This window comes from Cellulomonas sp. APG4 (genome assembly GCF_009996735.1).
Classification (GTDB): Bacteria; Actinomycetota; Actinomycetes; order Actinomycetales; family Cellulomonadaceae; genus Actinotalea.
Window position 1 is genome coordinate 125,652 of the sequence record NZ_JAACYI010000001.1, and the last position, 15,452, is coordinate 141,103.

Consider the following 15,452-nt stretch of genomic DNA (forward strand, 5'->3'; position numbering starts at 1 on the left):
TCACCGACCCGTGCCGATCCGGTACCCGACTCCGCGCACGGTCCGCACGAAGCGCTGGGCCTCGGCGGTGTCGCCGAGCTTCTGGCGCACGTGGAGCACGTGCACGTCCACCAGGTGCTCGTCGCCGACCCAGTTCGGCCCCCACACCGTGTCGATCAGCGCGCGCCGGGTGAAGACCCGCGACGGCGTGGCGGCGAGCGTCGCGAGCACGTCGAACTCCGTGCGCGTGAGCGGTACCGGCTCACCGTCGAGGTGGACCTCACGACCGTCGACGTCGATGTGCAGCGGCCCGACCGCGAGCGGCGGGGTGCCGGCGGGCGAGGCAGCCGGGAGCGCCGGCCGACGCGGACGCCTCAGCATGACCTGGACGCGCGCCACGAGCTCACGGGGGCTGAACGGCTTGGTCACGTAGTCGTCGGCCCCCACGGACAGACCGATGAGGGTGTCGACCTCCTCGGCCCGGGCCGTCAGCATCAGCACGTAGCAGTCGGAGAACGTACGCAGCCGTCGGCAGATCTCGACACCGTCCGTGCCGGGCAGCCCCAGGTCCAGCACGACGACGTCGGGATCCACCTCGCGCAGCAGGTCGACCGCCTCGGCGCCGTCATGGCACAGCCGTACCTCGAAGCCGTCGCGTTCGAGGTAGCCGGCCACGAGGCGCGCGAGGGCCTCCTCGTCGTCGACGACGACGGCACGACGGACGGGACGGACGGAGGAGGGCGCGGTCACGCACCCATCTTGCGTGCTCGGGAACGGCAGGGCTGCGAACTTCATCGAACCTTGATCGCGGGACCAGCGGGGCTTCACGCGCCGCACCGCAGGCTGTCGGTACCTCTCCGACCCTCAGGAGCACCCGTGGTCACCTCGTCCCGCCCGCCGGCACGCATCACCGTCGTCCGCACGCCGGACTGCCACCTGTGCCACGACGCCGCCGAGGCCCTCGCACGCCTCGCCTCCGAGCACCCGCTCGAGATCCTCACCCTCGAGGCCGACTCACCCGAGGGGCGTGCGCTCGTGGCCGAGCACCGGCCCGCCATGTCGCCCCTCGTGCTGCTGGAGGGCCGGTACTTCTCCGCGGGTCGCCTCCCCCGCCGCAAGCTCACCCGTGCGCTCGGCCGCGACGCGGCAGCGGCCTCGGCACGGACCGCGTGATGGGTAGCGAGCTCCTCACCACCGGAAGCATCGTCGCCGCGTTCCTCGCAGGCGGCGTCGCGCTCTTCGCGCCGTGCTGCATCGTCTTCCTCGCGCCCTCGTACCTCGCGGGGGCTGTCAAGAACGCGCGGTGGCGCCTGCTTCCGTTGACGTTCGTCTTCACCGCGGGGCTCGCGCTCGTCCTCGTGCCGATCACCCTCGGGATGAGCCTGCTCGCCGGCGCGATCGCCCGCTACCACGCGCCGCTCTACTGGGCGGGCGGCGTGCTCATGGTGGTGCTGGCGGGCCTCGCGCTCTCGGGACGCATGTGGTCGCTGCCGAGCTTCCTGCGCGCCCCGGACACGACGCGCGGGGACTCCGCGTCGTTCTTCGCGCTCGGGGTGTTCTCGGGCGTCGCGTCCTCGTGCTGCGCCCCGGTGCTCGCCGGCGTGATGACGCTCTCGGTCCTCTCGGGCAGCGCCCTCGGCGGCCTCGCTCTCGGCCTCGCCTACGTGTTCGGCATGGTCTTCCCGCTCTTCGTGATGGCGCTCGTGTGGGATCGCGCCCGGCTCGGCGAGCGCGCGCCCCTGCGCGCACGGACGGTGCGGATGCGCCTGGCCGGCCGCGAGCTCGTGACGACGAACGTCAACGTCGCGGTCGCGGCAGGCTTCGTGGTGATGGCGGGCTTCGTCATGGCACTCGCCGGCAGCGACGACATGACGGGCGGCTCGGCCGCTCAGGACGCCGCGTCGCGCACGCTCACGACGGCGTTCCTCGGCCTCCAGGACCTGCTGGCGCCGGTCCCGGAGCCGGTCCAGGGGGCCGCACTGCTCGTGCTGGCCGGCCTCTTCGTCACGGCCACGCTCACCGACCGACGTCGCCCGGCCGGACGGGCGACGCGCCCGGCACCCGCCGCCGCGCGCGATGCGCTCCCGGGTCCGGCCCCGGCTGCCGAGAAGGACGCATCGACCGCTCCGCCGTGCCACGGCCCCGCACCCACCACCCTCGAGGAGACGAGATGACCTCCGGATCAGCGACCCGACGACGCGCCGCTCAGCAGACGGTCGCGCCTGCGGCACACGGCACAGGGCGGGAGCCCGCCCGCCGTCGGCAGCGTCTGAGCCTCGGCGCCTGGGCGGCGGGTCTTCTCGTCGTCGGCGCCCTCGTGACCGCCGCCCTGCTCGGGTCCCGCCCCACGGCCACCGAGGCGGAGCGCGTGGCACCCGACTTCACCCTCCCCGCCTCCGACGGGACGTCGGTGTCGCTCGCCGAGCACCGGGGCGAGCCCGTGATCCTCTACTTCAACGAGGGCGCCGGCTGCGACTCGTGCCTGCTGCAGATGCGCGCGATCGAGGAGGACGCGGCGTTCGCCGCGTCCGGACTCACGGTGCTGCCCATCGTCATGAACTCGGCCGAGCAGATCAACGCCGATCGCGAGCGGCTCGGCGTGAGCGCGCCGTTCCTCCTCGACGACGGGACGGTCTCGGAGGCCTACGGGACCCTCGGGACCGGCATGCACGCGGGCCTGCCCGGGCACGGGTTCGTCCTCGTCGACGCCGACGGCACGCAGCTCTGGCAGGGGGACTACCCGTCGATGTGGCTGGCGCCGGAGGACCTGCTCGAGGAGGTCACCGCGCGTCTGTGACCGCGCGCCTGTGACCGCGCGCCTGTGACCGCATGCCCGTGACGACCCGGCCCCGACAGTCCCGCACCACGCACCCGCTTGACCACCTCTGGAGGACGACCATGACGCACGCCCTGCGCCGACGCCTGGCCACGACCGCGACCGCCGCGGCCCTCGTCACCCTGCTGACCGCCTGTGCCGGCGTCGCGGACCCGGCCGCGCCGGACCCTGCGGCGTCGCAGTCCGGCGAGGGCCCTGCCGGCGTGGCGGAGGAGGACGGGCAGGACGTCACCCCCGCGCAGGCCGACGTCGTGTTCGCCCAGATGATGATCGTGCACCACGAGGGAGCGCTCGAGATGGCGGACCTCATGGTCGAGCGGGCCGCGACCGAACCCGTGCGCGAGCTCGCAGGGCGCATCGCCGCCGCCCAGCAGCCCGAGATCGACCTCATGAGCGGATGGCTCGAGGCATGGGGTGAGGACCACCCGGCGGGGATGGACCACCACGGCATGGATCACACCGGGATGGACATGGAGGGCATGGACCAGGCGCGGGCCATGGACGATCTCGCCGGGCTCGAGGGCGTCGAGCTCGACCGTCGCTTCCTGGAGCTCATGGTCGCCCACCACCGCGGCGCGGTCGAGATGGCCGAGGCACAGCTCGTCGACGGCCAGGACGCGGACGCCCGCGCCCTCGCTCGCACGATCATCGACGACCAGACCCGCGAGATCACCGAGATGGAGAATCTGCTGCGCGACCTGTGACCGTGCCCGGGTCCAGGTCGACGCGTCGCAGCAGCTGGGCGTTGAGCGCGACCACGACGGTGGACGCCGACATCATGACGGCGCCGACGGCCGGCGACAGCACGAACCCGGCCCAGGCGAGCACCCCGGCCGCGAGCGGGACGGCGATGAGGTTGTACCCCGCTGCCCACACGAGGTTCTGCCACATCTTCCGGTAGGACGCCTTCGACAGGACGATGACCGAGACCACCCCGCGTGGGTCGTCCGAGGCGAGGACCACCCCCGCCGACTCGATCGCGACGTCCGTCCCCGCGCCGATCGCGATGCCCACGTCGGCGCGCGTGAGGGCAGGGGCGTCGTTGACGCCGTCGCCGGCCATCGCGACGCGACGGCCTCGCTCGCGGAGCTCGACGACCTTCGCGTCCTTGTCGGCGGGAAGCACCTCGGCGAACACCTCGTCGATGCCGAGCTCGTGTGCCACGGCCTGGGCGACGTGCTGCGCGTCGCCGGTCACCATCGCCACGCGGACGCCGTGGGCGTGCAGGGCGTCGACGGCGGCCCGCGACTCCGGGCGGACGGCGTCGGCGACCGCGAGCACCCCCACCACGGCCCCGTCGCGCACCACGTGGAGCACGCTCGCCGCGTTCTGCTGACCGTGGGTGACGGCCTCGCCCAGCTCGGACGGGACCTCGAGGCCGAGCTCGGCCAGGAGTGCCGGACCGCCCACGTGCACCTCACGGCCGCCGACGACCGCTCGCACGCCCCGCCCCGGGAGGGAACGGAAGTCCGTCGCCGCGGGCGTGTCCCCCGCGTGCGCCGCGACGACCGCACGGGCCACGGGATGCTCGCTGTCGGCCTCCACCGCCGCGGCCAGCGCGAGCAGCTCGTCGTCGTCGAGTCCCGCGACGGCGGCCCGGCCCACGAGGGTCAGACGACCACTCGTCAGGGTCCCGGTCTTGTCGAAGAGGACGGTGTCGACCGTGCGCATGCGCTCGAGCGCCAGTCGGCTCTTCACCAGCACGCCTGCGCGGGCCGCGCGCTCGGTCGAGATCGCGATGACCAACGGGATCGCGAGGCCGAGGGCGTGCGGGCAGGCGATGACCAGCACGGTGACGGTGCGCTCGACGGCGTCCGGCATGTCTCCGAGCGCGGCCCACACGCCGAAGGTGAGGACCCCGGCGACCAGCGCGAACCAGAAGAGGAAGGCTGCGGCCCTGTCGGCGAGCGCCTGCGCACGCGAGCCCGACGCCTGCGCGTCCGCGACGAGCTTCTGGATCCCCGCGAGCGCCGTGTCCGAGCCGACGGCCGTGACGCGTACCCGCAGCGTCGAGTCGGTCGCGACGGTCCCACCCACCACGCGGTCCCCCGCCGCGCGGCGGAGGGGCCGGGACTCGCCCGAGATCATCGACTCGTCGACGTGTGCCGAGCCGTCGACGACGACGCCGTCCGCGGGGACGCGACCGCCCGCGCGCACCAGGACGACGTCGTCGGCCCGGAGCGCGTCGAGCGGCACCTGCTCGGAACCCTCGTCGGTGAGCCTCTCGGCCGTGTCGGGCAGGAGGGCCGCGAGCGCGTCGAGGGCCCCCGAGGCCGCGCCGAGCGCGCGCATCTCGAGCCAGTGGCCCAGCAGCATGATCACGACGAGGAGCGCGAGCTCCCACCAGAAGTCGAGCGTGGCGGTCAGGCCGAGGGTGGTCGCCCACGAGGCCGCGAAGGCCACCGTGATCGCGAGCGCGACCAGCAGCATCATCCCGGGCTTGCGTGCCCGCGCCTCCTGGACCGCTCCCGTCAGGAACGGTCGACCGCCGTAGGCGTACACGACGGAGCCGAGGACGGGCGGCACCCAGCTCGCGCCCGGGAACCTCGGGACGGTGTACCCGAGGAGGTCGGCGAACATCGGGCTGAGCGCGACCACGGGCACCGCGAGCACGAGGCTCACCCAGAAGAGACGCCGGAACACCTCTGCGTGTCCGTCGTGGCCACGGTGTCCGTCGTGCCCACCGTGGCCGTGGCTGCCGGAGTGCTCCTCGTGCGTCTGGCCGCCGCCACGCTCGTGGCCCTGCGAGACGTGTGCCCTGTGGTGTCCCATGATCTCCTCCTCGTACCCCCTGGGGGTATCCAGCAGAACACGGGCGTCTGGAGTGGTGTTCCCGTCGGCCACGGCTTCATCGGATCTTCATGGATCACCGGGGCTCCTCGAGATGCGCGTCATGCCCCCCCCTTCCTAGCGTCGAAGGATCACCGACGAGGAGGCCTCCACCATGTCCGGGACCACGCACGACCACGACGAGAGCCCCGCTCGGGCCGACCGCAGCGACCAGCAGCACGGCGACGGGCAGGGCCGCGGCCACGGCGGCTCGGGCGGCATGTACCTGCGCTTCGCAGCGATGATCGGCACCGGCATGGTCGTCATGTACTGGGTGATGTTCGTGGGGTCGTGGGAGCTGGGCCACGTCCGGTTCAGCGAGAGCCGCGTGTTCATGGCGCTCACCATGGGCGGCGCGATGGGACTCGTGATGCTCGCCTGGATGCTCAACATGTACAAGAACGCCAAGGCGAACGTCGCCGTGCTCACCGCGAGCGTGCTGCTGCTCGCGGGCGGGATCGCGCTGGACCGCAGCCAGGTGACGGTGGACGACACGTCCTACATGCGAGCGATGATCCCGCACCACTCCCTCGCGATCACACGCTCCGAGCGCGCGGGCCTGCAGGACGTGCGCGTGTGCGAGCTCGCGGTCGAGATCAGCGAGGCGCAGCGCCGCGAGATCGACGAGATGGACTGGCTCATCGAGGACATCGAGCGCAACGGCGTCGCGGCCACCGCGGCCGAGGCCGCCGAGCGCGAGGTCCCGCAGTTCGAGGGCACCGCGGCACGCAGCTGCCCAGGCGACTGACGCCGCCGGCCGACACCCCCGTCCTCCCATCCCAACCATCTGGTGCCCTCGGACGTCCTGGATGATGAGGGGACGAACGCACGCGCGAGGGGTGGGCATGCCGCAGGGAACGAGGACGCACGCGAGGGACGGTCGCGGTCCGGGCGGGTGGCGCCGCGAGGCGTGGCGCAGGTGGCGCCCGGCCACCGCCCTGGCGCTCGGCTGCGCCCTCGCGCTCACGGCTTGTGCGGGCGCGGCGCCTGTGCGTCAGCCCGACGAGCTCCCGGCGGCCGTGGACGACGACGTCGTGTCGCCCGGCGCGGATGGGCCCGGAACAGCACAATCCCCGAGCGCGCCCGACCCCACCCCCGGGCCGACGACGACGCCTGGGGCGACCCGGACACCGAGCCCCACCGAGGACCCCGCCACCGAACCGACCGAGCCTGGATCTCCTGAGCCTGAACCGACCGAGCCCGCACCGACCGCGCCCGCACCGCAGGAGCCGTCCCCCACCGCGCCCGACGCGACGCCCGAGGAGCCCGCCGAGCCCGAGCCGCTCGTCTACGGCGACGAGGGCCCCGAGGTGCTCGCGCTCCAGGAACGGCTCACCGAGCTGGGGTACTTCCTGCCCGCGGCCGACGGCGACTTCGGCCCCGCGACCCAGCAGGCGGTGTGGGCCCTGCAGAAGGCGGCGGGCCTGACGCGCGACGGGCTCGTCGGACCGAACACGCTCGCGGCGCTCGAGGCGGGCACGCGGCCCACGCCCCGCACGACGTCGGGCCGGGTGATCGAGGTCGACCTCGCACGCCAGCTGCTGCTCGCCGTCGACGACGGCGTGGTGACGCGCGTGGTCAACGCGTCCTCGGGCAACGGCGAGACCTACACGGCGCTCGGCCGGCGGCAGCGCGCCGTCACACCCACGGGCGACTGGACGATCGTGCGCGAGGTCGACGGCGTGCGTGAGTCCTCGCTCGAGCTCGGCTCGATGTACCGGCCCAAGTACTTCCACAAGGGCTGGGCCGTCCACGGCTCACCGTCGATCCCGCCGTGGCCGGCCTCGCACGGCTGCGTGCGGGTGTCGAACGCCGCGATGAACTGGATCTGGGACGTCTGGGGCGTACCGAAGGGCACGCGCGTCCTCGTCTACTAGCGCCCGCACCGCCCACGCGCCGCACCTGACCGAGCCGCTCGCGGCGTCGCACGGACGACCCGACGAGCGCCGGCGTCGCGACCTCCTCGCCCGGTCGCGTCACCCCTGCGCGCAGGCCGCGTACACGTGGCCCGGAGCGGCCGACGGCACGAGGTCCACGTCACGCAGGATCATCAGCGGGGCGCGGTCACCACGTGCGCACGCGTCGGCGAACGTGAGCCCGGCCTCGGCGAGCGCCTCGGGGTACTCGACCTGGAGCACGTGGTCGCCGTACACGTCGGTGTACGCCGCGCACTCGTCCCAGGCGGCGCACTCCTCGGTCACGGCGAAGTCGAAGCCGAGCTCGTCGTGCGCGATCGCCGAGGCCTCGGCAGCGTTCTTCTGCCCGATCGCCAGCCCCACGCCGTGCGCGAGGTCGACGTACGCCGCGGCGAGCGCGTGCGCCCCGGCCTCGTCCACGCCGTCGAACCTCGTCCAGGTGTCGAGGTTGTCGACCTCGACCGCGTCGAAGCCCGCGTCGGCGCAGCCGGTGAGCACGGGCCCGAGCACCTCGAGGATCCCCGCGCGCTGCCCGGGCGTGGACGGGTCGAGCACGTACTCGTCGGGCCATGCGGGGTCCCGCACGGGCTCACCCTCGGCATCGCGCAGCAGCAGCTCGGGACGCGCGAGCCACAGCTCGTCGTCGCCCGGCTGCGTCTGGAAGCCGTTGACGTAGCAGACGTCGTACGCACCCTCGAGCGGCGAGGCGGTCGCGTCCCGGACGACGACGTCGGGCCGTACCGCCGCGCCGTCGATCTCGACCTCGTCGTACGCGCCCCCGAGCTGGTAGTCGAAGGTCCCCACCACGGGCGGCAGGACGACGGGCTGCGCGGTCGCCGGCGGCTCGGCTGTCTCGGACGGCGCAGCTGTCCCGGACGGCCCGGTTGTCCCGGACGGCCCGGCCGGGCGTGCCACCCCTGCGGACGCCCGGTCCGCCGTCGGGGCGGTCGGCGCGCAGGCGACCGCGAGGAGGCCGACGGCGACCGCGAGCGCCGTCGCGCGCAGCGCGGGCCTCACGCCTCGACCACGACCAGCTCGTGCGTGGTGAGGTTGAGCGGCTCCACGCCGTCCTGCGTGCACACCACGATGTCCTCGATCCGGGCGCCGTGCCGGCCCGGGTGGTAGATGCCGGGCTCGACCGAGAACGCCATGCCGGGCTCGAGCAGGCGCTCGTTGCCCGCCACCACGTACGGGTGCTCGTGGGTCTCGAGGCCGATGCCGTGACCCGTGCGGTGGATGAACCGCTCGCCGAGGCCCGCCGCCGCGATCACCTCGCGCGCCGCGGCGTCCACCGAGGCGCACGTGACGCCCGGGCGCACGGCCTCGACGGCGCGGGCCTGCGCGCGCTGCAGCACCTCGTAGGACGCGAGGACGTCGTCGGCGGGCTCCCCCACCACGTACGTGCGGGTCGAGTCGGAGCAGTAGCCGGCCGCAGTGGTGCCGCCGATGTCCACCACCACGGGGTCGCCCGCCTCGATCACGCGGTCCGAGAGCTCGTGGTGCGGGCTCGCGCCGTTGGGGCCCGAGCCGACGATGACGAAGTCGACGCTCGCGTGCCCCTCGGCCGTGATCGCCGCGGCGATGTCGGCCCCCACCTCGCGCTCGGTCCGGCCGGCGCGCAGCCAGCCCGGCACCTGCGCGTGCACGCGGTCGATGGCCCGCGCGGCCTCGCGCAGCGCGTCGACCTCGGCCGGCGCCTTGCGCATGCGCAGCTCGCCCAGCACCTCCCCCGCCAGGCGCTGCGTCGCGTCCGGCAGCGCGACGCGCAGGGCGAGCACCTTCTCGGCCCACATGTGGTCGTCCAGCCCGACGGCGCGGGCACCGGGCACCAAGGACGCGACGAGGGCGTACGGGTCGTCGGTCTCGTCCCACCCCACCACCTCGATGCCGAGCGCACCCACGGGGGACGCCGTCGCGGCCGCGACCTCGAGCCGCGGTGCGACCAGCACGGGATCGGCGCCGGACCGCACGACGAGGCATGTGAGCCGCTCGAGCGGGAGCGCGCGGTAGCCGGTCAGGTGGTGCAGGTCTGGTCCGGGCGTCACGAGCAGGGCGTCGATGCCCGCCCGCGCCGCGGTGCTCGCTGCCGTCGCGAGCCGCTCGGTCAGCAGCTCGGCCGCCCACGGGTCACGCATGCCGGTCTCCCCTCGTCGGTGGCCGCTGGTCAGCGCACCCCTCGCATCATCCTCGTGATGCGCGGCGCGAGCGCCAGCAGCACCACGCCGATGCCGATCGTGACGGCACCGAGCGTGCCGAAGTACGCCGCCTCGTTCTCCTCGCTGTAGAAGCCCGCGAGGGTGCCCGACAGCGCGGTGCCGAGCGCGAGGGACAGGTAGAACAGCGCGACCATGAGCACGGGGTACGCGCGCGGCGCGAGCTTGGTCGTCAAGGACAGTCCCACGGGTGAGAGCAGCAGCTCGCCCAGGGTCGCGACCAGCAGGATCAGCGCGGCCCACAGCACGGGCACGGCCTGCACGCCCACCATCGGCAGGAACACGAGGAACGCGCTGCCCATGAGCGTGATGCCCAGCCCGAACTTCACGGGGGTCGTGGGCTGACGGTCGCCGAGCCGCGTCCACAGGGCCGCGAACACGGGTGCGAGCAGGATGATGAAGAACGGGTTGAACGACTGGACCCACGGGATCGGCATCGTCCAGTCCCCGATCAGGGGGAGCCCCTCGAGGCGTCGGTCCAGGCGCGTGTCCGAGTAGATCGTGATCACCGTGAACTGCTGCTGGAACAGCGCCCAGAACGCCGTCGAGCCGATGAACATGGGGATGAACGACAGCACGCGCGAACGCTCGTCCGCGTCCACGCGCCTGCTCGTGAGGAGCACCGCGAATAGCCCGATCGCAGCCACCGCGGTGGCCGCGACCACGACGTCGGCGAGGTTGCCCGCGTCGAGCAGCCCGGTGACCACGAGCACCGCGAGCACGACGACGGCGCCCGCCGCGAGCGCCGCGTAGCGGCCGTACTGCTCGCGCGGGAGCGGGTCCGGCACGCGGTGCACGTCGTCGGGCAGGTTCTTGCGGCCCAGCGCGTACTGCGTGAGGCCGATCGCCATGCCGATCGCGGCGAGGCCGAAGCCCAGGTGGAAGCCGTAGCGCTGCTGCGCGAGGCCCGTGAGCAGCGGGCCTACGAGGCCACCGATGTTGATCCCCATGTAGAAGATCGAGAACCCCGCGTCGCGACGCGGGTCGCGGGCCGGGTACAGCGAGCCCACGAGGTTGGTGATCGTCGCCTTGAGCCCGCCCGAACCCACCGCGATGAGCACGAGCCCGACGGCGAGCCCCGCGGCTCCGGGCAGCAGCGCGAGGCTGATGTGGCCGAGCATGATGAGCACCGCGCTGCCGAGCATCGTGCGCTCGGAGCCGAACAACCTGTCGGCCACCCAGCCGCCGAGCACCGAGAACAGGTACACCGAGCCGCCGTAGGCGCCGACGATGCCCGCGGCCACGCCCTGGTCCATGCCGAGGCCGCCGTCGGCGACCTCGAAGTACATGTAGAGCAGGACGATGCCCTGCATGCCGTAGAACGAGAAGCGTTCCCAGAGCTCGACGCTGAAGAGGTTGGCGAGCCCACGGGGCTGCCCCAGGAACGTGGGGCCGCGCCCGTCGTCGGACGGTGCGGGGGCTGCGGCGCCGGTGCGTGCGGGTTCATCCGTGGCCATCCGGCCATGGTTCACCCGCGTCGGTCGACCGACCACTCGACCCGGGTGCGGGCCGGCGTCGTCAGCTGAAGCCGATCGCCCGCTGGGCCACCCGGTACGCGAGCACCGACGCGTGACGTCCGGCGGGGCCCGGCAGGTTCGAGATCTGACCGAGCACCGACCAGCGCACGCGGCGGTAGAGCCACGGGTCCTCGGTCCGCAGCCTGGCCCACAGCAGGTCCTTCTGGTCGAGGGAGGCGGGGGTGCCCGCGCGCAGCAGCAGGATCGAGGAGACCGCGCAGATGATCTCGACGTAGTGCAGCAGGTAGCGCCGCAGGCGTCGGTCGTCCACCTCGGTGCGCGAGACGTGCTGGAGCATGAGCCAGTTGACCCGCAGCTGCTGGTCGAGCCGGCGCAGCATCACGGCCTCGTGGACCGACTGGTCGGCCCGCCCGATGAAGTACCTGTACAGGTCGACGTCGAGGTAGAAGAGCGTGCGCACGCGGTGCAGCGGCACCAGGGCGTAGAGGTTGTCGACGTAGAAGGTGTGCTCGGGCAGCCGCAGGCCGGCGTCACGCAGGACCTGGGTGCGGTAGGTGAGCGCGTGCATCATCAGGTACTGCCGCTTGGCGAACCTGCGCGTGCGCGCCCAGGTGAGCACACGACCCCGGGGCAGGGCACCCGTGTAGCGGACGGCGGTCTTGGTGCGCTTGCCCACCTTCTCGTAGACGAAGTTCGTCACGAGCAGGTCCACCGCGCGCTCCTCACGCACCAGCTCGCGCAGCGTCGCGAGCACACGGCCCAGCGCCTGGCGGTCGAGCCAGTCGTCGGCGTCGACCACCTTCAGGTAGGTGCCGCGTGCGTGGTCGAGGCCCGTGTTGATGGCCGAGCCGTGGCCGCCGTTGGGCTTGCTCAGCACGCGCACCTCGGGGTGCCGCTCGGCGTAGGCGTGCCCGACGGCGGCCGTGGCGTCGGTCGAGCCGTCGTCGACCACCAGCACCTCGACCTCGGCCCCGAACCCGACGACCGAGTCGAGCGCACGGCCCAGGTAGGCCTCGGCCTGGTAGGCCGGGATCACGACGGTGAGCAGCGGGGTCACGGCGCTGCCACCCTGGCGGGCGTGGGCGGTGCCGCGGGCACCTGCTTGAAGATCACCTTGAAGATGGGGAAGAACACCCAGAACGAGATCGCCGCGTTGATGATCATCGTCAGGACGTCGGCCAGGGTCTCCCCCGTGCCGCCCAGCGCCCACGTGTCGATGAAGAGCTCGTAGATCGGCGCCTTGTAGAGACCTTGTGCGGCCGCCGCGAGCAGGGTGATCGCGACGTAGGCGATCGCGTACCACATCGCCGCCTTGCCGACCGACGAGTTCGACTTGAACGTGATGTTCCGCTGGGCGAAGAAGTTGATCACCTGCGCGATCAGCAGGGTGATCTGCACGGCGAGGAAGTATGCCAGCCCCCCGCCGCCGGCCGGCAGCGCGCCCGCGGCGTAGTCGAACACGAAGTACTGCGAGCCGTCGGGGTTGGAGCCGATCGGCCACACCTGGAACGCGGTGTCGACCAGCGGGGTCATGCCGAAGGCCCACTTGATGAGTGGCATGAGGGCCAGCTGGAGCACGGTGATGCCGTTGCTCAGCAGGAAGAAGACGACGAACTGGGCGACGCCCGGTCGCCGCTCGGCGAACGAGCGCCACCAGGCGCGCAGGCGGGTGATCATGATCGGGTTCTCCGGGTCGGTGGGGTCACGCGCCGAGGCGCAGGTCGCGGGACGTGCGGCGGTTGGCGCGCCAGTTGCGTAGGTAGGCGCGCAGCGCCGCGCCCGCGCCGGCGAGGAACCGGCCGTTGACGAGGCGCACGAGGCCGTCGACCGTCGCCGCGTCGACCTGGCCGTTGGTCATCTTCCCGATGGCCCGCAGCGGCATGTTCTGCAGGAACAGCAGGTTCAGGTCCGGGGCGCCCTTGCGCTCGGCCGCAGCGAGGCGCCAGGTGAGCACGCGGGCCGCAAGGCGTGCGAGCGGGGACCGGGCGTCGGCCATGCGCCCCAGGGGGTCGTTGGCGGTGAGCGGGCCCGAGCGCCGGTCCGCCGGCAGCGGGCGGCCGAGCAGCGCCGCGAAGCTCGCGTCGTCGACGTCACGCACGTCGCCGGTGCGGTAGCACGCCGGCACGTCCTCGTCGCGCGCCGGCACCGTGCCCGGCACGTCGACCCGCGCGCTCAGCGGGAGCTCGTCCACGTGGGCGCCCGCGAGCACCTCCCACGTCCCCTGCTCGACCTCCCAGGCCCCGGTGCGCACGTCCCAGTGGCGCACCGCGTCGTCGCCCAGCGGCACGGTGACCGTCGCGGACGCCCCGGGCTCGAGCTCGACACGCGCGAAACCCGCGAGCACCCGGTCGGGACGGTGCACACCGGGCGAGACCCGCCGCACGTACACCTGCACGACGTCGGCGCCCGCGCGGTCACCCGTGTTCGTCACGGTCACGGTCGCGGCCTGCGCCGTCGCCCGCAGGTCGGAGTACGCGAAGCTCGTGTACGACAGGCCGAAGCCGAAGGGGAACGCGACCGGAACGCCGGCCGTCGCGAAGTAGCGGTAGCCCACGTAGAGGCCCTCGCGGTACTCGGCGGTCGCACCCGTCGCGGGGAAGCTTCCGGCGGTGGGGTGGTCCGCGAGGCGCACGGGCAGCGTCTCGGCGAGGCGACCGGACGGGTCGACGACGCCCGTGAGCACGTCGAGCAGCCCACCCGCACCGGCCTGACCTGCGAGGTAGCCGTGCACCAGGGCCCGCGCCGAGCCGAGCCACGGCGTGGCGATCGCCCCACCGCCCGCGAGCACCACGACCACCTGCGGGTTCACCTCGGCGACCGCGGTGAGCACGTCGAGCTGCGCCTGGTGCAGGTCGAGGTGCGCCCGGTCCAGGCCCTCGGACTCGGCGACCTCGTCGAGGCCCAGGAAGAGCAGCACGACGTCGGCGCCGCGTGCAGCCTCGACGGCCTCGGCACGCAGCGCGGCGTCCGGGGTGCCGTCGCGCCGGAACCCCGCAGCGAACGCCGTCATGACCAGCCCGGACGCGTCGACGAGGTCGACCACCGAGTCGAGCCGGGTCGGGTTCACGGCGGACGAGCCGGCGCCCTGGTAGCGCGGGGTGCGCGCGAAGTCGCCGATCACGGCCACCCGCGTGCCGGCCGCGAGCGGGAGCACGCCGTCGTCGTTCTTGAGGAGCACGGCCGAGCGCGCGGCGGCCTCACGGGCCAGCGCGTGGTGCGCGTCGGGGTCCACGGGTGGCGCGGTGCCGGGCTCGCGTGCCTCGGCCGCGAGCCGCAGCACCTCGGCGGCGCGGGCGTCGAGGTCGGCCTCCGCGAGCCGGCCGGCGCGCACCGCGGCGACGAGCTCACGCGTCGAGGCGTGCCCCGCCGCGGGCATCTCGAGCGTGCCGCCCGCGGCCGCGGCCGCGACGACGTCGTTCGACCCGCCCCAGTCCGAGACCACCGCGCCGTCGAAGCCCCACTCCTCGCGCAGCACCTGCGTCAGGAGGAACGGGTTCTCGTGCGCGTAGACGCCGTTGACGAGGTTGTACGACGACATCACCGTGCGCGGTGCGGCCTCCCGGACGACCACCTCGAACGCCGTCAGGTAGATCTCGCGCAGCGTGCGCTCGTCGACCACCGAGTCCGAGACCATCCGGCGCAGCTCCTGGGAGTTCGCCGCGAAGTGCTTGGGGCATGCCGCGACGCCGTGGGACTGGATGCCACGGACGTAGCCCGCGGCCATGCGGCCCGACAGCAGCGGGTCCTCCGAGAAGTACTCGAAGTTGCGACCGCCCACGGGTGAGCGCTTGACGTTGAGGCCCGGGCCCAGCAGCACGTCCACGCCCTGGGCCGCCGCCTCGGCACCGATCGCCGCTCCCACGCGCTCGGCGAGCTGCGGGTCCCAGCTGTTGGCGACCGCGGCCGCCGTCGGGAAGCACGTGGCGGGCTCGGAGGCGTTCAGGCCCAGGTGGTCCGCGGAGCCCACCTGCTTGCGCACGCCGTGGGGCCCGTCGGCGAGCCACAGCGAGCGGACGCCGTGGCGCGGGAGGTCGTGGGTCTCCCAGACGGACTTCCCCGTCAGCAGGGCTGCCTTCTCGAGCAGCGACAGGTTCTCGATCATGGTTCCTCGATCGTGGGGAGGCGGACGCCGGGCCGGTGGGTGGGTGTGCGGGGCCCACCCACCGTCAGGCCGACGGTGGTGGGCGCCGCCGGCCTGACG

The 15,452-nt window shown here is 73.4% G+C and carries 14 protein-coding genes; 6 read left to right on the forward strand and 8 right to left on the reverse strand.

Going from position 1 to position 15,452, the window contains the following annotated elements:
• Nucleotides 1-729, reverse strand: a complete 729-nt coding sequence (locus GXB85_RS00555) for a response regulator (RefSeq protein ID WP_370523921.1) — start codon at nucleotides 727-729, stop codon at nucleotides 1-3.
• 126 nt (nucleotides 730-855) lie between these two features.
• Between GXB85_RS00555 and GXB85_RS00560 the strand changes: the two genes are divergently transcribed.
• From GXB85_RS00560 to GXB85_RS00575, 4 genes are all read left to right on the forward strand, one after another.
• Nucleotides 856-1,152, forward strand: a complete 297-nt coding sequence (locus GXB85_RS00560) for a glutaredoxin family protein (protein ID WP_161915705.1) — start codon at nucleotides 856-858, stop codon at nucleotides 1,150-1,152.
• A complete protein-coding gene (locus GXB85_RS00565; RefSeq protein ID WP_161915706.1) occupies nucleotides 1,152-2,153 on the forward strand; it encodes a cytochrome c biogenesis CcdA family protein in 1,002 nt (333 codons plus the stop codon). The genes GXB85_RS00560 and GXB85_RS00565 overlap by 1 nt, the downstream gene beginning before the upstream one ends.
• Nucleotides 2,150-2,776, forward strand: coding sequence for a peroxiredoxin (locus GXB85_RS00570; RefSeq protein WP_161915707.1), 627 nt, complete (start codon nucleotides 2,150-2,152; stop codon nucleotides 2,774-2,776). The genes GXB85_RS00565 and GXB85_RS00570 overlap by 4 nt, the downstream gene beginning before the upstream one ends.
• Before the next feature lie 101 nt (nucleotides 2,777-2,877).
• On the forward strand, nucleotides 2,878-3,519 hold the full coding sequence (locus tag GXB85_RS00575; protein WP_161915708.1) for a DUF305 domain-containing protein: 642 nt from the start codon (nucleotides 2,878-2,880) through the stop codon (nucleotides 3,517-3,519).
• Here the strand turns inward: GXB85_RS00575 and GXB85_RS00580 are convergent.
• A complete protein-coding gene (locus GXB85_RS00580; RefSeq protein WP_161915709.1) occupies nucleotides 3,485-5,587 on the reverse strand; it encodes a copper-translocating P-type ATPase in 2,103 nt (700 codons plus the stop codon). The two genes, GXB85_RS00575 and GXB85_RS00580, sit on opposite strands and share 35 nt — an antisense overlap.
• A 172-nt stretch (nucleotides 5,588-5,759) precedes the next feature.
• Between GXB85_RS00580 and GXB85_RS00585 the strand changes: the two genes are divergently transcribed.
• Nucleotides 5,760-6,392 (forward strand): DUF305 domain-containing protein, encoded by a 633-nt coding sequence (locus GXB85_RS00585; protein ID WP_202627397.1) that lies wholly within the window; start codon nucleotides 5,760-5,762, stop codon nucleotides 6,390-6,392.
• Nucleotides 6,393-6,489: 97 nt separating this feature from the next.
• On the forward strand, nucleotides 6,490-7,521 hold the full coding sequence (locus GXB85_RS00590) for a L,D-transpeptidase family protein (RefSeq protein ID WP_161915710.1): 1,032 nt from the start codon (nucleotides 6,490-6,492) through the stop codon (nucleotides 7,519-7,521).
• Between the two features lie 99 nt (nucleotides 7,522-7,620).
• Here GXB85_RS00590 and GXB85_RS00595 read toward each other — a convergent pair whose 3' ends face one another.
• From GXB85_RS00595 to GXB85_RS00620, 6 genes are all read right to left on the reverse strand, one after another.
• Complete coding sequence (locus GXB85_RS00595; RefSeq protein ID WP_161915711.1) at nucleotides 7,621-8,577, reverse strand: endo alpha-1,4 polygalactosaminidase; 957 nt, start codon at nucleotides 8,575-8,577, stop codon at nucleotides 7,621-7,623.
• Complete coding sequence (locus tag GXB85_RS00600; protein ID WP_161915712.1) at nucleotides 8,574-9,695, reverse strand: Xaa-Pro peptidase family protein; 1,122 nt, start codon at nucleotides 9,693-9,695, stop codon at nucleotides 8,574-8,576. The genes GXB85_RS00595 and GXB85_RS00600 overlap by 4 nt, the downstream gene beginning before the upstream one ends.
• A 29-nt stretch (nucleotides 9,696-9,724) precedes the next feature.
• On the reverse strand, nucleotides 9,725-11,230 hold the full coding sequence (locus tag GXB85_RS00605; protein WP_161915713.1) for a peptide MFS transporter: 1,506 nt from the start codon (nucleotides 11,228-11,230) through the stop codon (nucleotides 9,725-9,727).
• A 61-nt stretch (nucleotides 11,231-11,291) separates the two neighbouring features.
• Complete coding sequence (locus GXB85_RS00610; protein ID WP_161915714.1) at nucleotides 11,292-12,308, reverse strand: glycosyltransferase family 2 protein; 1,017 nt, start codon at nucleotides 12,306-12,308, stop codon at nucleotides 11,292-11,294.
• Nucleotides 12,305-12,928, reverse strand: a complete 624-nt coding sequence (locus tag GXB85_RS00615; protein ID WP_161915715.1) for a hypothetical protein — start codon at nucleotides 12,926-12,928, stop codon at nucleotides 12,305-12,307. Before GXB85_RS00615 ends, GXB85_RS00610 begins: the two co-directional genes overlap by 4 nt.
• Before the next feature lie 25 nt (nucleotides 12,929-12,953).
• Nucleotides 12,954-15,353, reverse strand: a complete 2,400-nt coding sequence (locus tag GXB85_RS00620) for a glycoside hydrolase family 3 C-terminal domain-containing protein (protein ID WP_161915716.1) — start codon at nucleotides 15,351-15,353, stop codon at nucleotides 12,954-12,956.
• Between the last annotated feature and the right edge of the window lie 99 nt (nucleotides 15,354-15,452).

What these genes read in the sequence shown, in the direction of transcription:
- GXB85_RS00575 (WP_161915708.1), top strand. Translation starts at nt 2,878, where the DNA reads ATGACGCACGCCCTGCGCCGACGCCTGGCCACGACCGCGACCGCCGCG.
- GXB85_RS00570 (WP_161915707.1), top strand. Translation starts at nt 2,150, where the DNA reads ATGACCTCCGGATCAGCGACCCGACGACGCGCCGCTCAGCAGACGGTC.
- GXB85_RS00590 (WP_161915710.1), top strand. Translation starts at nt 6,490, where the DNA reads ATGCCGCAGGGAACGAGGACGCACGCGAGGGACGGTCGCGGTCCGGGC.
- GXB85_RS00620 (WP_161915716.1), bottom strand. Translation starts at nt 15,353, where the DNA reads ATGATCGAGAACCTGTCGCTGCTCGAGAAGGCAGCCCTGCTGACGGGG.
- GXB85_RS00605 (WP_161915713.1), bottom strand. Translation starts at nt 11,230, where the DNA reads ATGGCCACGGATGAACCCGCACGCACCGGCGCCGCAGCCCCCGCACCG.
- GXB85_RS00600 (WP_161915712.1), bottom strand. Translation starts at nt 9,695, where the DNA reads ATGCGTGACCCGTGGGCGGCCGAGCTGCTGACCGAGCGGCTCGCGACG.
- GXB85_RS00585 (WP_202627397.1), top strand. Translation starts at nt 5,760, where the DNA reads ATGTCCGGGACCACGCACGACCACGACGAGAGCCCCGCTCGGGCCGAC.
- GXB85_RS00580 (WP_161915709.1), bottom strand. Translation starts at nt 5,587, where the DNA reads ATGGGACACCACAGGGCACACGTCTCGCAGGGCCACGAGCGTGGCGGC.
- GXB85_RS00615 (WP_161915715.1), bottom strand. Translation starts at nt 12,928, where the DNA reads ATGATCACCCGCCTGCGCGCCTGGTGGCGCTCGTTCGCCGAGCGGCGA.
- GXB85_RS00565 (WP_161915706.1), top strand. Translation starts at nt 1,152, where the DNA reads ATGGGTAGCGAGCTCCTCACCACCGGAAGCATCGTCGCCGCGTTCCTC.